Below are 21,565 nucleotides of genomic sequence, written 5' to 3'. Positions count from 1 at the left end.
GTCTTGACCAGGTTGGTGATCACCAGGCCGAGCGCGGTCTCGAGGCCGGTCATGCCGAACGGAGCGAGCTCGAACTCGCGGGACTTCTCCCAATCGGAATGCGGGGCGTGGTCGGTCGCGATCGCATCCACGGTGCCGTCGATGACGCCCGCGATGAGGGCTTCGGCGTCGGCGGCGGTGCGCAGCGGCGGGTTGACCTTGAAGCACGTGTTGTAGGTTCCGTCGATGGCATCCTCAGTGAGAAACAGGTGATGCGGGGTAGCCTCGCAGGTAACGGGCAGACCCTTGGCCTTGGCGGCGCGCACCATATCCAGGCCCTTGGCGGTGGAGATGTGCTGGATGTGCAGCTTGGCACCGGTGAGCTCGGCGATCATGATGTCGCGCATGATCTGGAGCTCCTCGCCTTCCGCCGGCCAACCGAGCAGGCCGAGACGGGTGGAGACGGCGCCCTCGTTGATCTGACCATCGCCCACGAGGTCCTCGTCCTGGCAATGGCTCATGAAGACTTTGCCGAACATCTGGCCGTAATCCATGGCGCGGCGCAGCATGCCGGCGCCCTGGACGCCATGGCCGTCATCGGTGAAGGCCACGCAGCCGTGCTCGACCATATCGCCCATCTCGGAGATGATCTCGCCCTTGAGGCCCTTCGTCATGGCACCGGAGGGGTACACGCGGCAGTGGCCCTTGGCGGCGGCGACGGACTTGATGTACTCGACCACGACGCCGTTGTCGGTCACGGGCTTGGTGTTGGGCATGGAGCACACGCCGGTGAAGCCACCGTGCGCGGCAGCGGCGGTCTCGGACTCGATGTCGCCCTTGGCCTCAAAGCCGGGCTCGCGCAGATGCACGTGCATGTCCACCAGACCGGGGACGAGATACCTGCCGGTAAGATCGATGACTTCGGCAGCATCGCACGTGAGGTTCTCGCCGACAGCGGCGATCTTGTCGCCCTCGACGAGCACGTCTACACATCCGTCAAGCTCGACGGCAGGGTCGACGACGTGGGCATTCTTAAGAAGCAAGGCCATTATCGGCACCTCCAAGCAGCAGATACAGGGCAGCCATGCGCACGCAGATACCGGCGTACACCTGGTCGAGGATGACGGAGCGCTCCGGATGGTCGGGCATGTAGGAGTCGAACTCGACGCCACGGTTGATCGGGCCGGGGTGGCACACGATCGCATCGGGCCTCATGAGGCCCTCGCGGGCCTTGGTGAGACCGTAGAGGCGGTGATACTCGCGCTCGCTTGGGAACGGCGCGCCCTCAAGGCGCTCACGCTGGATGCGCAGCATGTAGACGACGTCAAGATCGGGAAGGACATCGTCGAGGCTGTTCGACACATGGTCGGCGCCCAGGATGTCGGGACGGGGCGGCATGAGGGTGTTGGGACCCACGGCCGTGACCTCGGCACCCATGATCTTGAGCGCGGGGATGAGGGAGCCGCACACGCGGGAGTGACCGATATCGCCCACGACGCCCACCTTGAGGCCGTCGAAGCTTCCCTTGCGCTCCCAGATGGAGTACAGGTCGAGCAGCGCCTGGGTGGGGTGGCCGTGCTTGCCGTCACCGGCGTCGATGACGACGGCAGGGCTCGCCTGGCTCACGATGTGAGGCGCACCGGCGTGCTTGTCGCGCACGACGATGCAGTCGATCTTATAGGCGTCGAGCGTCATGACGGTGTCGATGAGGCTCTCGCCCTTCACCGTGGAGGTGGAGGAGCCGCCAAAGTTCAGCGTGTCCGCGGAAAGACGCTTCTCGGCCAGCTCGAAGGAGCTGCGGGTGCGCGTAGAGGGCTCGTTGAACATGTTGACGATGGTCTTGCCCTTGAGGGTCGGAACCTTCTTAATGGTGCGCTCATTGACCTCGGAGAACGCCTTGGCGGTCTGCAGGATCGTCATGAGCTCGGTATCGGAATACTCGGAGATGTCGATGAGGTGCTTGTGGTTGTTGAACACGGATTACTCGCCTCCCAGCGGCGCGGAGCCAACGTGGCCACCCGGCGCGACGTCGAAGATCTCGACGGCGGAACGGCCGTCGACCTCCTCAAGATACAGACGGACGTTCTCCTCGTGAGAGGACGGGACGTTCTTACCCACGAAGTCGGGGCAGATGGGCAGCTCGCGATGGCCGCGGTCAACGAGGACGGCGAGCTCGACGCGGCTGGGGCGACCCAGGTCCATGATGGCGTCGAGGGCGGCGCGGATGGTGCGGCCGGTGTAGAGAATATCGTCCACGAGCACGATGCGCTTGGCATCCAGGTTGAACGCGATGTCCGTGGCGTGGACCGCAGGAGCGAAGTTGGTGAGGTAGTCGTCGCGGTAGAAGCTGATGTCGAGGCTTCCCAGCGGGACGCGCACCCCCTCGATACGCTCGATCTCGTCCACGAGTTTCTTTGCGAGCAAATCGCCGCGGGTCACGATACCCACAAGCGCGAGGTCCTCAACGCCCTCGTTCTTCTCGACGATCTCGTGCGCGATGCGGGTGATGGCGCGGTTGATCGCGGTGTCATCCATGATGACGGCCTTAGGTGAAGACATGCTCTCGAACTCCTTCCTTACACTCTTGACCTGCGACAATTGCAGGTCAAAAAAATAATGCCCGACCGCTTGGCGTGCGAGCATCACAGGAAGGCATATATGCTGGGCGCGGGCGCCCCGCTTGATGGTCCTTGTGGTATCTCGTACGCACTTAAAGGTCTTTGTCCATTGTACACGGTATGGCGGATGTCGAACATGGTGAATAGAATTTCGCGCGGAGCGCATAAAAAGCGAAGATGGCGACCTGTTGATGCCCAGGGATATACCCCGCCTGCTCGAACAGTCCTGCTCGCACGAAGGCCACATTAAGTGGCCTTCGGCTTGTGCGGAACTCGCATTCGGGGTATATCCCTGGGCACCCACAGGTCGCCACGCGTCGCAACGGAGACTTGCCTCTACGATTCCGATACTGTCATCGCGAGGCTGCCGCATTCCTCCCACAGGGTTTGGAATGAGTTCGTATCGTACTCGACGAGGCCGACGAGCGGATCGGCGACGTAGGTAACCCCACCTTGAACACGGTAAAGCAATACGCAATGGAAGTTCCGATACAGGCGATAGCCACGTGCGCCCGTGGTGGAAAAGCGCGGTGACTCGAAATCCGTCGTGATCCACGTGAGCACGGGGTACCCACGTTCGACAACTGTTGCAACCTCATCGAAGGAGCACCCGGTGAGCTCAACGCCGTGGAGTGGCGCATCCACGGCAGCCGCATACGCATCTGCGCAGACTACCACGGCGGGCGGCATGGCGCTGCCGGAACTCCGCGCGTCGCCTGCAAAATGGTTGACGAAATCGCTCCACGTGGGGTCGGTCGGCATGTACGTGTCTATGAGCGCGGAAGGCTCAACCGAATACCCCATCGAACGCAGACACATAGCGAGCGAAAACGCCTCGCATCCCGACGGATACTCCGGGTTTTGGTACAGCGGCGCGACGATGGGCTCCTGCGAACGCCTGGGAAACTCCTCTAGACGTGAGGATGGCCCTCCAAACACGAAGCTACTTCCCCATGCACATGCAGCGGCCAAGCACATCGCTAAAAGCATCAACAGTGCACATCCTTTGCGTCCAGCGTGCTTGCGCCTTGGCCTACCAGCACGACACCCGCCATTGAGCAATTCAGACATCCGATGGCCTTCCTTTCCCCGTGTTTCCTCGAGCGCGGCTCATGCACGCGCATCGCGGTCATACGTCGACAAGGAACATAGGAGGCGCGAACGGCTTCGTCTGCCATCAGAGGATATGAATACGCCGTGTGCGCCTGATGACAGGCGCACACGGCGTGGAAACACTCGAGAAGGACATTGTTCAGTGCCTTAAAGCCCCGCATCCCTTCGCAGCAAAGCAACAAGCTGGGCGCGACGATGAACGCGTAGCAGTCGATAGCCGGCATCCCGGGCGGAGTTGACGGTGCCGATTGAATAGCACATCGCGCGGGCGATCTGTGGGCCCGACTCCCCCGCGACGATACGCAGCGCAACTTCAACCTGGACAGAGTTGAGGCCTCGACCTGCAAGGTAACTCTCCAGCCGAGAACGATCCTCATTGTGAGAAGCGAGGAGCGCCGCGGCATAGCGCTCATTACGGACATCGGTAAGAAGCCGAACACCCGCCCATACGGTCAGGAGCATCAACAAGGTCAGACAGGTGACAATCGCCACGAGCATCGCGGTTCTGACATCGCCCATGCCGCTCGCCGGTACGACATCTCCCATGGACGCGTATCCTCCGAAAACCACATCTCTAAACTGGGCATATGAGAGGTCGGCGTACACATTCGTCACCTTGCCACCGCCGAGGATGCCCGCCACCCCAAACAGCGCACAGAGCGGCAACCCACGAGCCGACATCCGCACCGTGTTGCGTAAAGACAATGCGAGCAGGTAGATTACAAGCACGGACGTGCCAAAGAGGGCGACGGACGCTTGCCCTGATTCCGCAGCGAACACAACCACCAGCGTGCCGCTGAGAAGCTGGCGCGTGGCCCCCACCCCTTGGGAGCGTAGCCCTCCAACGCACACAACGATGATGCATCCGAACAGTGGCATCATGAGCGGTGCGAAGCTGAGCGGTGAGGCCGAGCGCCACACCTCCTCCCAAGCAATGCCGATCATAAGGGAAAGCAGCGCCAAGTAGACAACATGGAGAACGTCAAGCGTCACGCCCGGAGACGTGGGAGCGACGGGGACAGACGAGATCGCCGCCCCTCCGGCATCGTGATGACACATCCAAGAGATGGACGAGGAGATTGCACAGAGCACGATGGCCACGATGGCAGCGCAGCTCAATAATCCCGGAATTGCCGACGCGAAGACGATCTCGCATAGGACTCCCCACGTGGCAGCTCGAGCCTGCGGGCCGAACGGCTCGAAGGCCTCGTCGCCTACCAAGCGTCCTCCCCGGGAAGAGGACAGCTTATGCGCAGAGCGCAGAGAAGCCGTGACGCCCCCATCCGTCCCCGTGTGGGAAAATGCCCATGCAGCCGCCGTGCATGCCATCACGATCCCTGCGCGAAGTACAACGTCGCCCGCGCCCCATGACTGGTCAAGAGCGGTTGGCAGGGCAACCGAAGCGATGGCAAAACCCACTGTTGCCGAGCAGAACGCACGCGATGCGCGCTGAACACCACGGAGACGACCCGAGCCGCGACGCTTAAAGGACTCTCGTTCATTCGGAGTAGGCGTGTCTGGTGATGACAGGGGCTCAACGACTGCCTGCCGGGCGACCAGCTCGCGTGCTTCTGTGAGCGAGGCGACCTCCATCTTGCGGTACGCACGTTGCTGATACGCACGAACGGTCGGAGCCTTGATGCCCAATCGCTCCGCGATGGCAGCGGAGGTCATCCCATCCAGCGCAAGGAGAAGGCACACTGTCTCGCGCTCCGTCAGATGGTACGTCTCAGCCAGTCGCTCATGCCGCCGCTCGTCTCCCTCGTCCAAGTCCAAAGACGATTCGTCGGCTCCGCCCTCCACAGCTTCTTGTCCCGTATGCCGCCAGACCACAAACACGCCGGCGATCACCGCCACAACCAGAACCATGCACAGGCCATAGGAGGCAAGCTCTCCAAATGGCCCCCTTAGAGGAATCGCACACGAAGCCGCATAGGAGGCGACTTCGCCCGATGCATATGAGCCCAGCAGGGCGCATGCGTAACGCCGTGATACTCCCGTGGGACTTCCAACACCAGGCCGCGCAATTCGAACCACCCACATGCCGACGCCTATCACGGATGCCACGAGCCCCAAGCTCGCCATCGGATTCCCCACAACCTGCGTTCCCCACAAAGCCCCACATGCAAAATGGGGAAAGCACCACATCATGGCGAGAGGCCGTAAACATCCGATGCAAAAGAACAACGCTGGCACCATGCGCATTCGACGCGCGTCAAAAACACGGGAGACGCCCGATGGTCCCGCATCGTCACGTCCCCCGCACCCCTTCGCAAGGAAAATCCCCTCCCAAGACCAGCATGCAGCGGCAATTGTAGACGCAATGAGGCAGATGAGGCGCCCATCAAGCACATAGGGCAGCTGGCCCATTAGGAAACCCGCGAACACCTGCACCAGACAAACATGTCTACCTCCATATGAGACGAACACACCCAAGCAACTACAGCTTGGCGAACGCTCATCTTCGAGCGCCGAGGAAATCATCACCCGTTGGTAGGGCGGCTGTCTGTAATCAACGGATATGAATCAACCGATGACATGCCCTACCTTACGTTTGTCGCCAATAAAGATAAAGGTTACGCGTCGCTGAAATCGCGCGGATTATCGACCTTTCGACAGATTCAGGCCCTTCTCCCTGTGAACAGCACGACAGAATGCACAAATGTGTAGCGCACGGATCAAAACCCTACAGCTATTCTTCGATGCGCAGGCACAGACATCAGCAAGGCCATCCACGGTTCCTGACCATGACCCATCCACGGCTCAAAAACTTTTTTAAAATTGGGGCTTGCGTCACGCGGGACGTTCCGTATAATTAACTTCGTTGCTCAGGAGCACAGCACGTGAGCAGCTTGACAATTCCTCGATAGCTCAATGGTAGAGCCCGCGGCTGTTAACCGCGTTGTTGTAGGTTCGAGTCCTACTCGAGGAGCCAGAATTTTCAGACCCGCGTTCTCGCGGGTCTTTTTGTATACAGATGAGCCACCGCAATCCCTCCCCTGCGATCACGGGAGTCGGGGCCCTCGCCCGCCAGGACAAGTACGAAAAGCGCCCCTTGGAGCACAGGGCTCGCAAGGGGCGACAAGAACGCGCTCTCGTATTGACTTAGCAGTTCTCGAGGTAATCCTTGAGCTTGCTGGAGCGGCTGGGGTGACGAAGTTTGGCCAAGGTCTTGGACTCGATCTGGCGAATGCGCTCACGCGTGACGCCAAACTCGCGGCCAACTTCCTCAAGAGTGCGCGGATGGCCATCGACCAGGCCAAAGCGCAGCTCGATAACCTTACGCTCGCGTTCAGCCAAGCCATCGAGCACCTGCGTGAGCTGCTCCTGCAGCATGGAGAAGCTCGCGGCATCGGCGGGAACGACCGCTTGGGCGTCCTCAATGAAGTCACCCAGCTGGGAGTCCTCCTCCTCACCAATGGGCGTCTCAAGCGACACGGGCTCCTGAGAGATCTTCTGGATCTCGCGCACGCGATCGGCGCTCATGTCCATCTCGGCGCCGATCTCCTCGGGGGTCGGGTCGCGACCGAGATCCTGAAGCAGCTGACGCTGCACGCGGACGAGCTTGTTAATGGTCTCGACCATATGGACCGGAATACGGATGGTGCGGGCCTGGTCGGCGATTGCGCGCGTGATGGCCTGGCGAATCCACCACGTGGCGTACGTGGAGAACTTGAAGCCCTTCTCGTAGTCGAACTTCTCGACCGCGCGAATCAAACCGAGGTTGCCCTCCTGGATGAGGTCGAGGAAGAGCATGCCGCGACCCACGTAGCGCTTGGCGATGGACACAACCAGGCGGAGATTCGCAGAGATGAGCGCTTGCTTGGCGTCCAAACCCACCTGCTCGACACGCATGAGGCGGCGCATCTCGGCACGGGTGAGCTCGAGCTCGCCAGCCTCCTGCTTTTCGAGCTTGTCGGCAGCGTCCAGGCCGGCCTCGATCTTCATGGCCAGGTCGACCTCTTCGGCGGCCGTCAACAGATCGACCTTGCCGATCTCCTTAAGGTACATGCGAACCGGGTCACCCGTCAGCATGACCGTTGAGGCGTCGATGCCGCGAGCGCGCGAACGGCTGCGCGTGGTGCGCACGGTACGAGCCTTCTTCTTCGATTTAGTCGAGGCCATCTCGGCATCCGCGCGCTTGGCCATTTTAAGGTCATGGTCCTCGTCGCTCTCGTCCCCGTCGAGATCCTCGTCCCTCATAACGTCGTGGTCGTCATCGTCCACAACCAGCTCGGACTCATCGTCTTCGGTGGCAGAGACGATCTCGACGCCGCGATCGCGGAGGAATTGGTAGATAGAGCTCAGCTGTGCATCAGTTACATCGACATCCTTGAGGGCAACCTGAATCTCGTCCTCAGTGACGGAACCGGACTTCGAGCCGAGATTGAGCAGCTTTTCGATGGTCGCGTCCAGCGCGGATTCAGTGCTTTGAGTCTTTCTTGGCACAGATGCTCCCTTCTTAGCACATAGGATTCATTACTTTACCACGGTTCTATACCCAATTGTGCCAGAAGATTGCGCTTTTCTGACAATCTCGTTATTGCCGGAAGGGGTCGGCTATCCCCTCAACGGCCCGCTCGAGCTCTCGAATGCGCGCGGCATCCCGTGTTGCCTGGATGGCGAGCTCCCTGCGCTCATCGCTCGAAAGCGAGCTGTTGGACCGCAGGCGCGACTGCGCGGCCTTCATGCGACGACGTGCCGTGTACAGTTCGAGCGTGTCGAGCAGGAAGGCGATGTTTGTCTCTGTAGGATGCCTGCTCGTCGCCGAGATCATACCGGCCGACACGAGCTGCGCCGCCTCGGGGCACACCGCGCGTGCGGCCGACATGACCTCAGCGGCACCCGTGCCCTCGGGCGTTGCGAGAACAGACCAGGCTATCGTCTCGTTGCGGGAATCGACCCATTCAACCTCGGTGATGCGTTCCGCAAACGGCCTGAACGCGTCGGGGTAGGTGGTGAGCATGGTCAGCAGCTCACGCTCGCAGGCGAGCTGACGGCGCTCGAGGTCGGTGAGCATGGATAGCGCCGCGTCCTCGTTGCGCGCGGGTGGTTCCGCACCAACGACATCGGGAGCATCCGGAACGTAATCGTACGGTGCGTCTTCATAGTACGGCTCATCATATGGCGGATAGTCGACGGCGGAGGTGGCTCCAGGGGCGGCAGGCGCACTCCCGACGGACGCAATCGTCTCACTCCCGCGCGCGCGAGGCGCTCCCCCGCCCTCGGCACCGATACGTTCACGCTCCGCATGCGCGCGCTCGCGTTGCTGCTCGCGACGGCGATTGGCCTCCTCGCGCTGCTGAACCTCGCGAAACACCTTGCCGGCGTTCGAGCGGATCATTTCAACGTCGAGTCCCAGGCGGTCGGCGATCTGCATGTAATAACCGTCGATCATGTAACTCGCACGCAGCGGGTAGATGAGCTCGAGCGCGGAGCGCATGGCCCTGGCGCGACCACCCGGTGTGGAGATATCGCTCTCCTCCTCGAGCTTTCCAAAGACGAAGTCCATGAGCGGGATGGACTGATCGAGGAGCGCCCGCAGGGCCTCGCCGCCGTTTGCGCGTACGAAGTCATCGGGATCCTGACCATCGGGCAGGATGACGCAACGCAGGTCGATGTCGTCCTTCTCGATGAACTGGATCGCGCGGCGAGCCGCCTTTTGCCCGGCGGCGTCGCCGTCGAACATATAGATGATCTTCTTGGTGAAGCGCGTAAGCGTCTTGACGTGCGATTCGGTGAGCGCAGTCCCCAGCACGGCCACGATGTTCTCGATACCCGCTTTCCAACAGCTCATCGCACTGATATAGCCTTCGACCACAATGACCTCGTTCGCGTTCACGATGTGATCTTTGGCCCAGTTGAACCCATAGAGGTTCTTGCCTTTGTGGAAGATGGGCGTCTCGGACGTGTTGAGATATTTGGCGTTCGTCTTCTCCTTATCGAGCGCGCGACCGCCGAACGCGATGCACCGACCCTGCTCGTCGTAGATAGGAAAGATCACGCGGTCGAAGAAGCGGTCGACAAGCCCGCCGCTGCGACTGCGGAACGCCACATTGGCATCGATCATCTCCTGCGGCGTAAACCCCTTGGACCCCAAATAGCGCACGAGTGCGCCATGGCCGGGCGCAAACCCCAGGTGGTACGTGCGACAGGTGGCGGCATCGAGGTCACGTCCCTTGCAGTATGCGCGACCGCGGTCGTCTTTACCCCGCATGAGCAGAGTATGGTAGAACTCGGCGGTCGCCTCGCAGACCTCGATAAGGCGATTGCGCTTGGTGCCGGAACGCTTGAAGGTGCGTTCCTCCTCGAGCTCGATGCCCGCGCGATCCGCTAGATATCGAATGGACTCGGGAAAACTCAGGTTCTCACGCTTCATGACGTACGTGAACGCGTCGCCGCCCTCACCGCAGCCAAAGCAATGCCACACCTGCGTGGAGGGGATCACGTGGAAGGAAGGCGTCTTCTCGCCGTGGAACGGACAGCAACCCCAGAGGTCGGTGTTGCCGCGCGGCTTGAGCTCGACGGTCTCTTGGATGAGCGCGACGAGATCGGTCGCGTCACGTACCTTGTTCTTGTCGTCCTCAGAAATCATGCGATCCTCACCGGCGTCGTACCATAATCTGCCGCAATCTGTGCGATATCCCCCTCGACCGCCCGGATAAGCGCGTCAATGGACTCGAATGAATGCGAGGGACGCATCATGCGATCGAACGCGATGGAGACCTCCCGGCCGTACAGGTCACCGTGATAGCCAATTAGATTGGCCTCGAGGCGGGCGGACGCGACGGAGTCGGCAAACATCGGGGGCACGCCGGCGTTGATCGCGGCGGGCCAGACCTCGCCTCCAACACGCGCGAATCCCGCGTAGACGCCATCGGCGGGCATCTGTATGTCCGCTTGGACCTCGATATTGGCAGTGGGAAATCCCATTCCCGCGCCCTCTCCGCGCCCCGGCGCAACAACACCGTGCACGTAGAACCGTCGTCCGAGCTCACCGGCGGCGGCCACGACGTCACCCGCGGCGATCAGGCGCCGGATGCGCGTGGCCGTGATGGGTGCGTCGCCATCGATAAGCAGCTCGTGACCCGTAACCTCAACACCGCGATTCGCACCCCAGGCACGAATGACATCGACGGTCGAGGCGCCACGTGCGCCAAGGCGAAAATCGACGCCAACGTGTATCGCGCGGATGTCCACATACGGAGCGAGGACCTGCTCAAAAAAGGCCACATGATCGAGGGCGGCGAGCTCGCGCGTGAACGGAACGACCACCACACCCGTGCCCGACGCCCTAAGGGTTTTGATGCGATCGGCGATACTCAGGAGCTTGAGTGCGGGACGCTTACCCACCACCTCATCCGGATCGGGGTCGAACGTGACGGCAATGGCAGCAACCCCACGCTCAGCTGCATCACGACGCGCGCGGGAAAGCAGGCCGAGATGACCCCGGTGGACACCGTCGAACGCCCCGATGGCAACGACGCACGGCACGGGCGTCGCTGGCGAAGCATCGTCACCCACACGTATAACGGTTGTATGGCTACCGCTCACGTCGGTATCAGAGGCAAGGGGGGCGACGAGAAAGTCGCGCGCGAGCTCTGCACGCGCGGGCATGTGCGCCCCGGGCATGTGCGCGCCCGTATGCGATGAAACCGCGTCCTGTACGCGCGTCATTGCGCAACACCTTCGATACCCTGGGGAAAGACCGTCTCCATGCGTAGGCTATCGCCCTCTGAGCTCGCGATGGCGCACAGTTGGCCGCCGTGTGTGAGCGCGCACGGCGTGTCGATGGGAGCATCGGCCGGGCGCCCAAGAGAGCCTCCCGCAAAGTGGTTCGGTATCGCGCGACCATTCAGAACGGCAGCGAGCTCGGCATCGCTGAGCGTACGCACGGGCATGCCGAGCACGACGGCGGGATCGAGCGCGGCGGCGCGAGCACCTTCGCACGACAGGTCCTCGATGCGCAGGCACATGCCAGCCGTAACGGGACCCGAGGCGGTACGGCGCAAGTCGGAAATGTGGGCGGCGTTGCCCGCAGCGCGGCCGATGTCGCGCGCAAGGGAGCGGATGTACGTCCCCTTGCTCACATCAAACGAAGCCGTCCAAACAACATGGCCGTCGACCTCGTCTATCGCCACGAGGTCGGCAGCATACACCTCGATGGTGCGCGCTGGGAGATCGACATCCTCCCCAGCCCGGGCTCGTTTGTACGATCGCACACCGTCGATGGAAATCGCGGAGTACGCCGGCGGGACTTGCTCCTGCTCACCGAGAAAATCCTTGAGGATGCTCAAGGCGAAGAGCCGAGAACTAAGATCGTCCGTTGCGGGAGCAGTGCGCGTGACCTCTCCTTCCGCATCGTCGGTCGTGGTCTCGGCCCCAAACGTGATGCGCGCGAGGTATCGCTTGCGGTCAAGGGTGACACGCCCCAACAACCGCGTCGCCTGGCCTACGCCCACGATCATGACGCCTGAGGCAAGCGGGTCAAGGGTTCCGGCATGACCCACGCGGCGCTCGCCCAGGGCGCGACGCACCTTGGACACAACGTCGTGAGAGGTGATACCCACCGGCTTATCGACAGCGAGCAGGAGATTGAGCTCGCTCGGCTTGCGCTTCGCCATGCGATCCTCACTTTCTGGCGAATATGTTCACGTGTACGCAAGGGGCATGCGCATCTCGCGCCCATCCCCTTGGTCGTGCTTTGTGTGACGAGCCCTAAGCGAGAAGCGCCTCCAGCTTGGGGAGCACCGTCTCGGCAGCCTCGGCAACCGTTCCATGGAAGGTGAATCCCGCTGCCGCGGCGTGCCCCCCGCCGCCGAGTTCGACGGCGATTCCGGAGATGTCGAGCTTGCCCTTCGAACGAAGGTTGCCGCGCACCACACCCGGCTCGCTCTCGCGCAAAAACAGGCAGAGCTCAGATCCATCAACCTGACGCACGATATCGACCAGGCCGTCGCATTCCGCCGGCTTGACACCGCATTCGACAAGATCGCTGGCAAACGCGTAGCTGTAGGCAACGCGACCGCACGCGTGCGTCTCGATACGGCTCATCACGATCGACTCGAGATGCAGATACTCAATGCGCTGGCTCTGGTACACCTCGAGGGCGATCCGTGCCGGCTGGGCACCGGCGTCGACCAGACGAGAGGCGCAGGCAAACGCCGAGGGATTGGCGTTTTGATACTGAAAGCGCCCGGTGTCGGTCATCAAGCCCGTCAAGAGACACGACGCGATGTCAGGCGTGCAGGGCCACCCCGCAGCATCGAGGAGCTCGTACACAAGGACTGCGGTCGCGGCAGCCGACGTCACGCGCACCGTGACGTCGCCGAACTCTTCGCGCGAGGGATGATGGTCGATCACCACGCGACCGCGAGCCTGCTTAGCCACCGCAGCGGAATCCTCAAGACGCTCGAGAGTGGGAACGTCGACCGAGATGAACAGGTCGTACGCCTCCGCATGCCGAACAGCGGGCTCCAGCTCCCCGGCAAGGGGCAGAAAGCGGTATATGCGCGGGATGGAGCCATCGTCGGCAAGCAGAAAGTCGACGCGCTTGTCGGGAAACTGCGCCCTGATCGAAGCGCCGAGCCCGAGAACCGAGCCGAGGGCGTCACCATCGGGATTCGTGTGCCCCGAGATCGCGATGGTGCGGGCGCCCTCGACGAAATCTATGACACCCGCCCACATATCGGGCGTCGTGCTTCGACCGGAACAAGGCGACGTGCTATTGCTCATCACTCATATCTTTCTCAACATCGGCATCCTCGATGGGATAGCCGAATTCGTCCTTCTCGACGGCGAGGGTCGCGGGGATGTTCTCGAGGGCACGGCTAATCGCCTCCGCCTCGTCGGTGGAGCGGTCGATCTTGAATTGGAGCTCGGGAGTCACACGCCAGTCGAGCGAACGTGCAAGAAGGCTGCGAATTCTGCCCTTGGCCGCGTTAAGGACGTCCAGCACCTCCTCATAGCGATCGCCTTCGCAGCTCACGAACACGCGCGCGAATGAACGGTCCTGGGAGACCTCGACACCCGTGAGCGTCACGAGCTCGAGACGAGGATCGGAGATCTCGAACAAAAGGATATATCCGAGCTTCTCACGCAGCTGCTCACCCAAGCGGCGGGTCATAGGCGTCTGCTTCATACAACACCAGCTCCCCAAAAGGTCTGTGTAGGCTACGAAAGGACAACGCACGCACGCGCACGTTGCCCTCTCATATACCCACGAAGGTTCTTCTCGTTACACACCCTACTCGCTCGTCCTGACAAACCAGATCGTACAAGCAAAGTGCCTCAAGGCTTTTCCAGGTGCCCCAGATTCGGGCGAGCGCAAGAGCGTCCAATCAAAAACGGGATCACCGAGCAAAGCCACCCGGCCTGGGTTTCTCAGGTGCCCCAGATTGCCCTGAAAGAGGAGGGCGCACGTCTTGCGTGCGGCGCCCGACGATTGAAGGGCAAGGTGGGGTGCCTGAGGAAGCCAGTCGCAGGCTACTCTGTCCTCGCGACCTCGACGATCTTGTAGGCCTCGAGAATGTCGCCGACCTTGATGTCCTGGAACTTCTCGATGCCAAGACCGCACTCGTAGCCCCTCTTGACCACATTGACGTCATCCTTGAAGCGGCGCATGGAGCCGAAGGCGCCGTCGAATACCACGACGCCGTCGCGCACGACGCGCACCTTGTCGTCGCGGCTGATCTCGCCCTCGGTGACCATGCAGCCGGCGATGAGACCCGCCTTGGGCACGCGGAACGTTTCGCGAACCTCAGCGGCACCGGTCTGGACCTCTTCCTCCGTGGGCGCAAGCATACCGATGCGGGCAGCGTCGATATCCTCAATAGCCTTGTAGATGATGGAGTAGGTCTTGATCTGGATGTTCTCCTTCTCGGCCGCGTCGCGCGCCTTGGGCTGCGGACGCACGCCAAAGCCGATGATGATGGCGTTCGAGGCAGCGGCGAGCGTGACGTCGGTCTCGGAGATCGCGCCGACGGCGGAGTGGATGATGTTGATACGGACCTCGGACTGATCCATCTTGCCGATGGAGTCCGCGAGCGCCTCGATGGTACCCTGGGCATCCGCCTTGACCACCAGGTTGAGCTCCTTGAGCTCGTTTTGGCTCATCTCGTCGAACAGGGTCTCGAGCGTGACGTGCTTGACCTTGTTCTGCTCCTCGATGCGGGCCTTGAGCGAGCGCTGCTCGGCGAGGTCGCGGGCATCGCGGGCATCCTCAAATACACGGAACTCGTCGCCTGCGGCAGGCACGGAGTTGAGGCCGAGGATCTCGACGGCGTCGGAGGGGCATGCGGCATCCTTGTGCTCGCCATGCTGGTCGAGCATGGCGCGGACGGAACCGTAGCTCATGCCGGCGACGATGGTGTCGCCCACGTGCAGGGTGCCGCGCGTGACGAGCAGGGTCGCGACCGGGCCGCGACCGCGGTCGAGCTTGGCCTCGATGACGGTACCGGATGCGAAGGTGTCGGGATTGGCCTTGAGTTCGAGGACGTCCGCCTGCAGCAGGATGGTCTCAAGCAGCTCGTCGATGCCTTGGCCCTTCTTGGCCGAGACGTTGACGAACATGTTCTGACCGCCCCACTCCTCGGGGATGATGCCATACTCGGTGAGCATCTGGCGGACCTTGTCGGGGTTGGCCTCGGGCTTATCGCACTTGTTCACCGCGACGATGATCGGCACGCCAGCCGCCTTGGAGTGGTTGATGGCCTCGATGGTCTGAGGCATGACGCCGTCATCGGCGGCGACCACGAGCACGACCACGTCGGTGATCTTGGCACCGCGGGCGCGCATGGCGGTAAAGGCCTCATGGCCAGGGGTGTCGACGAACGTGATCTGACGACCGTTGATCGTAACCTCGGAGGCACCGATGTGCTGGGTGATGCCGCCGGCCTCGCCGCTCCACACGTTGGTGTGGCGGATGGCATCGAGCAGGCTCGTCTTGCCGTGGTCGACGTGTCCCATGACGGTGACCACGGGCGGACGCGGCTTGAGGTCCTTGGGATCGTCATAGAAGCTGAAGGAGTTCTCCTCCTCGGCCGTGACGATACGCACCTGGCGACCCAGGTCGTCGGCGACGAGCTCGACGAGGTCGTTGCTCATGGTCTGCGTCATGGTGAGCGGGGTGCCCAGCAGGAACAGGCGCTTGATGATGTCGTTGGCGGAGACGTCGAGGGCCTCGGCGAGCTCGGCGACGGTCACGCCCTCGGAGACCTTGACGGCGTCGAGGTCCTCGGGATTGATGCCCTGAGCCAAAGCCTCCTCGATCTTGCGCTCCTCGGCTGCGGCTGCCGCCTCGGCCTGGCGCTTCTCCTTGCGCTTCTTGCGGCGACCGGAGGACTCGCGGGAAGCCTCTTCCACGGCAGCGCGGGCGTCGGCCAGCACCTTCTCGCGGCTGTACTCCTCCGCCTCGCGAGCCATACGAGCGTAACGATCCTCGCCGTCATGGGTGTCGTGCACGGAACCCTTGCGACCCTTCTTGCCACCCTTGCCGGCTTTCTCAGGCGAGGGCGGGAAGTTGTCGGGCATATTCGCCACGGGTGCGGAACTGCGGCGGCGGCTGCGCGTCGGAGTCTCCGACCCCTTATCGGATGAGGTGTTCGCACCACGGTTGCCACGACGGCCACCGCGCTCGTTGCGAGACTCGTTCGCGGGCTTTGCAGCCTCGGCTGCCTTCTTCTCCTTGAGCACGGCCTCCTGCTCGGCGATCTGATCGAGCAACGAACGGAAGCGCATACCGGAATCGGAAGCGGGGACGGCGCGGCGCTTGGCCTCAAGCTCCGCCTCACGAGCAGCCTTCTCGGCCTCCTCCTTGGCACGACGCTCGGCCTCCTCCTTGGCGGCACGGACGGCCTCAGCGGCGGCCTGGGCCTCCTGGGACAGGCGGCGCTCCTCCTCGCGGCGAGCCTCGGCGGCGAGGCGCTCGGCCTCTTCCTTGGCGGCGGCTTCGCGCTCGGCGGCACGGGCGGCCTCCTCCTCGGCGCGCTTAGCGGCCTCGACCTCGGCGGCGCGCGCCTCGATCACGGGAGCGAGCTGCTTTTTGACCATGGAGACGAAGGCGTCTTCGAGGGTCGAGGACGCCGACTTTGCCGGGATCTTCATCTCTTCAAGGTGGCCCATGAGTTCCTTGGACGTCATGCCGAACTCCTTGGCCAGGCTGGAAATACGGACTTTCGCCATATCTTTCACCTACCTCTCACGCACATCGACGTGCGCATCTTCAATCAAACGGACTCGGGTGCGCGGACGCGCCTGCAGACTAGATGAGGTCCTCGGCGTTCGCGATGGCATCGGAGTCGGCGCCGTCGAGGGAATCGACATCGTGCACGCCGCAGTAGCGAGAGCCGGGACGGGCCTGGTTGCGGCAACGGATGCCGTCCTCGCTCACGTGCGCGCAGCGCTCGGGCTCGAAGTCACCGGACTCCTCGTCAATCAAGTCCTCGACCACGGGCTCGGGAGCAAGCGGGACGTTCTTGAGGATGTCGGCGGCGAGGGTCTCGCTCTTGATGTCGATGTGCCAACCGGTGAGGCGCGCTGCGAGGCGGGCGTTCTGGCCCTCCTTACCAATGGCGAGCGAGAGCTGGTCGTCGGGGACGATGACGCCAGCGTAGTTCTTTTCGGGATCGATGAGTACGCGGGTCACCTTTGCCGGGGAAAGCGCGTTCGCCACGTAGACGGACGGGTCCTCGTCCCACAGGATGACGTCGACGCGCTCGCCGCGCAGCTCGCCCACGACAGCGCGGACACGGCTGCCCTTGGGACCCACGCAGGCACCCACGGGGTCGAGACGGTCGTCGAGGGAGTGGACGGCGACCTTGGAGCGCTGACCAGGCTCACGAGCGATGGACTTGAGCTCGACGGTGCCCTCGTACACCTCGGGAACCTCCTGCTCGAACAGGCGACGCATGAGCTCGGCATGGGTGCGCGAGATCACGATCGGCGGGCGGGAATGCTCACCGCGCACCGGAGGCAGCGTGGAGTTGGGGTCACGGACGTCGACGATGACGGCCTTGAGGTGCTGGTTGTGCAGATAACGCTCGCCGTTGGGGCGCTCGTTGCGCTCATCCGGGTAGCGACGCTGGTCAAAGTGGGGCAGCTCGGCCTCAACGCCATCGCGAATCTTGACGATGGTAAAGTCGGGCGTGGACTGCAGCACGGTGCCGTTGATGAGGTCGCCGACGCGGCCGGAGAACTCCTCGTAGATCTGCTCGCGGGCGGCGTTGCGCACGATGGCGTTGATCTCGGCCTTGGCGGTCTGGGCGGCGAGGCGGCTGACGTCCTTGGGCGTGACGTCGATCTCCTCGTACTCGGTGAAGTTGCCCTCCTCATCCATGGAGTCGTCGATGGGCTCGAGACGATACACGTAGATCTTGCCCGTGGCGCGGTCGATGGTGACCTTGGCGCCCCAGTCGAGCTTGAGGACCTTGGCATAGGTCTCGGCCAGGGCCGCCTCAAGACGGTCAAGCAGGTAGAGCTGATCGATGTGCTTTTCCTGGCACAGAAGCATAAGTGCTTCCATCATGGTCATATCGGCGTCTGCCATCTTACTTCCCTTCCTTAACGCCCTTGAAGTCGTAAACGGGCTTCAAAGTGCACTTCTTTACATCGTCATAGGAGATAGTGGCGGCGTCCTCGCCCTCGGGTTGGATGGTCACGGACGCATCGTCGGCGGCCGCGATGACGCCCTTGTACGAGCGGCGGCCCTCCATCGCGGTGGTGGTGAGCTCGACCTCCTCGCCCTGGAAGCGGACGAAGTCGCTGGGACGGCGCAAGGGGCGCTTCATGCCCGGGGAACTCACCTCAAGCGTGTAGGAGCCCGAGATGGGGTCGAGGGCCTCGACGGTATCGGAAACCCATGCAGTCTGCGCGGTGACCTCGTCGAGGTTGATGGGGTCCCCCTCGAGCTTGTCCAGGCGTACGCGGACGCATGGGGCCTTGGTAGCTCCCACGATCTCGACGTCAACCACATCGATGCCGTGCTCGGCGGCGCGGGCCTCCAGGGCGTCGATGATGTCCTGCTCGAGCTTGCTCTTGACCATGCAACACCTCTCCTTCATGAAAAGGGAGCGCGGGCGAACCCGCACTCCCTTCACGTGACAACTTCATTTGCTGCTGCACTATAGCACATCCCCAGCGTATGGGGCAATTTTGCATCGCCGGAGAGCTCTTTTGGCGTCTACTTCACCACAAGATTTACAAGTTTACCCGGCACGCAGATGGCCTTGACAACTGTTTTGCCCTCTATGTGCTTGGCAGCGGCTACCTCCGCGGCTGCCTGCATCGTCGCGGCGTCGGCACCGGCGGGCACCATCACGCGAGCGCGCATCTTGCCGAGCACCTGAACGGCGATCTCGATCTCGTCGGCGGCAGCCTCGGCGGCATCGAACTCAGGCCAAGGGGCGGTGTAGACACTCCCCTCGCGGCCGAGTGCCGCGTGCCAGAGCTCCTCACAGGCAAACGGGCAGATCGGAGCCAGGACCGAGACGATGTCGCAGGCGACGAGTGCGGTGAGGGCGACGTCGCGCTCGGTCGCAGGCACAGCGTTGAGGTAGGCGTTCGCGGCGTTCACGAGCTCCATCATCGCCGAGATCGCGGTGTTGAACTGGCCGCGGTCGAAGTCCTCGGTGCACTTGGCAAGGGTGCGATGGCGTTCACGGTAGAGCTCGAGAGCGGGCTTGGAAAGCGTCGACTTGTCGAGAGCAGTCGCATCGCCGGCGGTTTCGGCGAGCTGCCACACGGTGCGCCACGCGCGCTTGATGAAGCGGTTCGCACCCTCGACGGCGTTGGGGTCCCAGTCGAAGTCCTTCTCGGGCGGGGCGATGAACAGGATCGCGAGGCGCATGGTGTCGGCGCCAAAGGGCTCGATGACCGAGCTCGGCGGGACGACATTGCCCTTCGACTTGGACATGGTGTCGCCGTTCTCGTCCTTCACCATGCCCTGGCACAGCAGGTTGGTGAAGGGCTCATCCACGTCGAGCAGCCCCATGTCGCGCAGAGCCTTGGTAAAGAAGCGGCTGTAGAGCAGGTGCAGGATAGCATGCTCGATGCCACCGATGTAGTTATCGACCGGCATGAAGCGGTTGGCGGCCTCGCGGGAGAACGGGAGCTCGGTGTTATGTGGGTCGGTGTAACGCAGGTAGTACCAGCTGGAGCACGTGAAGGTGTCCATGGTGTCAGTCTCGCGGCGGGCCGGGGCTCCGCACACGGGGCAGGTGGTCACGTAAAACTCGCGGCACTCGGCGAGCGTCTCACCTGCGCCGAGGTCGAGGTTCTCGGGCAGGGTCACCGGCAGCCGGTCCTCGGGCACGGGGACGATGCCGCAGTGCTCGCAGTGGATGGCCGGAATGGGGTTGCCCCAGTAGCGCTGGCGGGAGATGAGCCAGTCGCGCAAACGGTACTGCACGGAGCGGCGTCCGGTGCCGGCAGCCTCAAGGTCGGCAACGATGGCGGCCTCGCCCTCGGAATGCTTGCCGCCCGTCATGCCGGTGTACTTACCGGACTGCACCAGGGTGCCCTCGCACGTAAGTGCCTCGTCCCAGTCGACGGAAGTCACGCGCGTGGCGCGCTCGTCCTTGAGGTCCCCGTACAGCGGGTCGTCCTCGGTGAGGATGATCGGAACGATGGGAAGGTCGTACTTCTTGGCGAACTCGAAGTCGCGCTGGTCGCCACAGGGAACAGCCATGACGGCGCCGGTGCCGTAGTCGGAGATGACGTAGTCGGCCACCCACACGGGCACCTTCGCCCCGGAGACGGGGTTGACGACGTAACGACCTGTGAACGCGCCGTGCTTCTCGAGGGTGCCCTGGGCGCGCTCGACGGCGGAGATGTGCTTGGCGCCCTCGACGACCTCGCGGACGGCTGCCTCGTACTCGGTGCCCTCGACAAGCTCCATAAGGCCCTTGTACTCGGGGGCGAGCAGGAAGAACGTGTTGCCGAACAGTGTGTCGGCGCGCGTAGTGAAGACGGTAATCTTACCCTCGTCGCCCGGGATGGGGTCACCCTCGGCATCGCACAGGGTGAAATCGACCTCGGCGCCCTCGGAGCGCCCGATCCAGTTCGCCTGCATCTGCTTGACGCGCTCGGGCCAACCGGGCAGCTTCTCGAGGTCATCGAGGAGCTCCTGGGCGTACTCGGTGATCTTGATGTACCACTGCTCGAGGTCGCGCTTCTCCACCTCCGAGTCGCAGCGCCAGCAGCGGCCCTCGGTCACTTGCTCGTTGGCGAGCACGGTCTCGCACGTGGGGCACCAGTTGACTGGGTTCTTCTTGCGATACACCAGGCCGCGCTCCCACAGCTTCTCGAAGATCCACTGGCCCCAGCGGTAGTAATCGGGGCTGCAGGTCTTCACGAGACGGTCCATGTCGTAGGAGAAGCCCATACGCTTCATGGTGGCGAGGGCCTGGTCCATGTTCTTATACGTCCAAGCCGCCGCCTGGGTGTTGTGCTTGATGGCGGCGTTCTCGGCGGGCAGGCCGAAGGCGTCGAAGCCGATGGGATGCAGCACGTCGTAGCCGCGCATACGAGCCTGACGGGCCATGGCGTCGCCGATGGTGTAGTTGCGCGCGTGCCCCATGTGCAGATCACCGGAAGGATACGGGAACATCTCGAGGATGTACTTCTTCGGCTTGGTGGAGTCGGTGTCCACGGCAAAGAGATTCTGCTCCTCCCAGGACTTCATCCACTTCTCCTCGATGGCCCGAGCGTCGTAGAACGGGATCTCCCCCGCCTGGCGCTCGGTGCCGCAATGCTCGTGGCAATCGCACATGGTTGGCTCCTATCGTTCAAGCGCAGCGGTCAATCAAGACCCGCCGCGCCGCGTCGGTAACGCTCAAGATTCTAACAGGTCTTGCAGG

The 21,565-nt window shown here is 62.7% G+C and carries 15 protein-coding genes and 1 tRNA gene; 1 reads left to right on the top strand and 15 read right to left on the bottom strand.

Annotation, left to right across the window (positions count from 1 at the left end; all coding sequences use genetic code 11):
* The 5 genes from Q5Q88_RS08025 to Q5Q88_RS08005 form a co-directional block, all read right to left on the bottom strand.
* Positions 1 to 1,028: dihydroorotase (locus tag Q5Q88_RS08025; protein ID WP_302742818.1), on the bottom strand; the 1,028-nt coding region annotated here is incomplete at its 3' end.
* The gene (locus Q5Q88_RS08020) at positions 1,012 to 1,956 is read right to left on the bottom strand and encodes an aspartate carbamoyltransferase catalytic subunit (RefSeq protein WP_118653694.1); all 945 of its coding nucleotides are present in this window, start codon (positions 1,954 to 1,956) and stop codon (positions 1,012 to 1,014) included. The genes Q5Q88_RS08025 and Q5Q88_RS08020, both read right to left, overlap by 17 nt.
* Positions 1,957 to 1,959: 3 nt before the next feature.
* Positions 1,960 to 2,538: a bifunctional pyr operon transcriptional regulator/uracil phosphoribosyltransferase PyrR gene (pyrR, locus tag Q5Q88_RS08015; RefSeq protein ID WP_118653695.1), complete on the bottom strand. Its 579-nt coding sequence runs from the start codon at positions 2,536 to 2,538 to the stop codon at positions 1,960 to 1,962.
* A 395-nt stretch (positions 2,539 to 2,933) separates the two neighbouring features.
* Complete coding sequence (locus tag Q5Q88_RS08010) at positions 2,934 to 3,575, bottom strand: C39 family peptidase (protein ID WP_255413658.1); 642 nt, start codon at positions 3,573 to 3,575, stop codon at positions 2,934 to 2,936.
* Between the two features lie 282 nt (positions 3,576 to 3,857).
* Positions 3,858 to 5,579 carry a LuxR C-terminal-related transcriptional regulator gene (locus Q5Q88_RS08005; protein ID WP_302742814.1) on the bottom strand — a complete coding sequence of 574 codons (1,722 nt, stop codon included), beginning with the start codon at positions 5,577 to 5,579 and terminating at the stop codon, positions 3,858 to 3,860.
* Between the two features lie 991 nt (positions 5,580 to 6,570).
* On the opposite strand from Q5Q88_RS08005, the gene Q5Q88_RS08000 reads away from it, so the two are divergent.
* A tRNA-Asn gene (locus Q5Q88_RS08000) sits at positions 6,571 to 6,645 on the top strand.
* A 170-nt stretch (positions 6,646 to 6,815) separates the two neighbouring features.
* Here Q5Q88_RS08000 and rpoD read toward each other — a convergent pair.
* From rpoD to leuS, 10 genes are all read right to left on the bottom strand, one after another.
* Complete coding sequence (gene rpoD / locus Q5Q88_RS07995) at positions 6,816 to 8,159, bottom strand: RNA polymerase sigma factor RpoD (protein WP_118653698.1); 1,344 nt, start codon at positions 8,157 to 8,159, stop codon at positions 6,816 to 6,818.
* A 91-nt stretch (positions 8,160 to 8,250) separates the two neighbouring features.
* The gene (dnaG, locus tag Q5Q88_RS07990) at positions 8,251 to 10,305 is read right to left on the bottom strand and encodes a DNA primase (RefSeq protein ID WP_118653699.1); all 2,055 of its coding nucleotides are present in this window, start codon (positions 10,303 to 10,305) and stop codon (positions 8,251 to 8,253) included.
* Positions 10,302 to 11,387, bottom strand: coding sequence for a riboflavin kinase (locus tag Q5Q88_RS07985; protein WP_302742811.1), 1,086 nt, complete (start codon positions 11,385 to 11,387; stop codon positions 10,302 to 10,304). Before Q5Q88_RS07985 ends, dnaG begins: the two co-directional genes overlap by 4 nt.
* Entirely contained in the window at positions 11,384 to 12,334 is a 951-nt protein-coding gene (truB, locus tag Q5Q88_RS07980; RefSeq protein ID WP_302742809.1) for a tRNA pseudouridine(55) synthase TruB, read from the bottom strand. The genes Q5Q88_RS07985 and truB overlap by 4 nt, the downstream gene beginning before the upstream one ends.
* Positions 12,335 to 12,428: 94 nt before the next feature.
* Positions 12,429 to 13,397, bottom strand: a complete 969-nt coding sequence (locus Q5Q88_RS07975; RefSeq protein ID WP_118653753.1) for a bifunctional oligoribonuclease/PAP phosphatase NrnA — start codon at positions 13,395 to 13,397, stop codon at positions 12,429 to 12,431.
* A gap of 37 nt (positions 13,398 to 13,434) precedes the next feature.
* Positions 13,435 to 13,851, bottom strand: a complete 417-nt coding sequence (gene rbfA / locus Q5Q88_RS07970) for a 30S ribosome-binding factor RbfA (protein WP_118653701.1) — start codon at positions 13,849 to 13,851, stop codon at positions 13,435 to 13,437.
* Positions 13,852 to 14,195: 344 nt separating this feature from the next.
* Positions 14,196 to 16,892 carry a translation initiation factor IF-2 gene (gene infB / locus Q5Q88_RS07965; RefSeq protein ID WP_302742807.1) on the bottom strand — a complete coding sequence of 899 codons (2,697 nt, stop codon included), beginning with the start codon at positions 16,890 to 16,892 and terminating at the stop codon, positions 14,196 to 14,198.
* A 79-nt stretch (positions 16,893 to 16,971) separates the two neighbouring features.
* Positions 16,972 to 18,255, bottom strand: a complete 1,284-nt coding sequence (nusA, locus tag Q5Q88_RS07960) for a transcription termination factor NusA (RefSeq protein WP_302742805.1) — start codon at positions 18,253 to 18,255, stop codon at positions 16,972 to 16,974.
* A 1-nt stretch (position 18,256) separates the two neighbouring features.
* Positions 18,257 to 18,751 (bottom strand): ribosome maturation factor RimP, encoded by a 495-nt coding sequence (rimP, locus tag Q5Q88_RS07955; RefSeq protein WP_294124011.1) that lies wholly within the window; start codon positions 18,749 to 18,751, stop codon positions 18,257 to 18,259.
* Between the two features lie 137 nt (positions 18,752 to 18,888).
* Complete coding sequence (gene leuS / locus Q5Q88_RS07950; RefSeq protein ID WP_294124013.1) at positions 18,889 to 21,477, bottom strand: leucine--tRNA ligase; 2,589 nt, start codon at positions 21,475 to 21,477, stop codon at positions 18,889 to 18,891.
* Positions 21,478 to 21,565 lie beyond the last annotated feature (88 nt).

The organism is uncultured Collinsella sp. (genome assembly GCF_959026545.1).
Taxonomy (GTDB): Bacteria; Actinomycetota; Coriobacteriia; order Coriobacteriales; family Coriobacteriaceae; genus Collinsella.
This window is presented reverse-complemented; position numbering and strand designations above follow the sequence as displayed.

What these genes read in the sequence shown, in the direction of transcription:
- leuS (WP_294124013.1), bottom strand. Translation starts at nt 21,477, where the DNA reads ATGTGCGATTGCCACGAGCATTGCGGCACCGAGCGCCAGGCGGGGGAG.
- Q5Q88_RS07975 (WP_118653753.1), bottom strand. Translation starts at nt 13,397, where the DNA reads ATGTGGGCGGGTGTCATAGATTTCGTCGAGGGCGCCCGCACCATCGCG.
- pyrR (WP_118653695.1), bottom strand. Translation starts at nt 2,538, where the DNA reads ATGTCTTCACCTAAGGCCGTCATCATGGATGACACCGCGATCAACCGC.
- nusA (WP_302742805.1), bottom strand. Translation starts at nt 18,255, where the DNA reads ATGGCAGACGCCGATATGACCATGATGGAAGCACTTATGCTTCTGTGC.
- truB (WP_302742809.1), bottom strand. Translation starts at nt 12,334, where the DNA reads ATGGCGAAGCGCAAGCCGAGCGAGCTCAATCTCCTGCTCGCTGTCGAT.
- dnaG (WP_118653699.1), bottom strand. Translation starts at nt 10,305, where the DNA reads ATGATTTCTGAGGACGACAAGAACAAGGTACGTGACGCGACCGATCTC.
- Q5Q88_RS08010 (WP_255413658.1), bottom strand. Translation starts at nt 3,575, where the DNA reads ATGTGCTTGGCCGCTGCATGTGCATGGGGAAGTAGCTTCGTGTTTGGA.
- Q5Q88_RS08005 (WP_302742814.1), bottom strand. Translation starts at nt 5,579, where the DNA reads ATGGTTCTGGTTGTGGCGGTGATCGCCGGCGTGTTTGTGGTCTGGCGG.
- rimP (WP_294124011.1), bottom strand. Translation starts at nt 18,751, where the DNA reads ATGGTCAAGAGCAAGCTCGAGCAGGACATCATCGACGCCCTGGAGGCC.
- rbfA (WP_118653701.1), bottom strand. Translation starts at nt 13,851, where the DNA reads ATGAAGCAGACGCCTATGACCCGCCGCTTGGGTGAGCAGCTGCGTGAG.
- Q5Q88_RS07985 (WP_302742811.1), bottom strand. Translation starts at nt 11,387, where the DNA reads ATGACGCGCGTACAGGACGCGGTTTCATCGCATACGGGCGCGCACATG.
- infB (WP_302742807.1), bottom strand. Translation starts at nt 16,892, where the DNA reads ATGGCGAAAGTCCGTATTTCCAGCCTGGCCAAGGAGTTCGGCATGACG.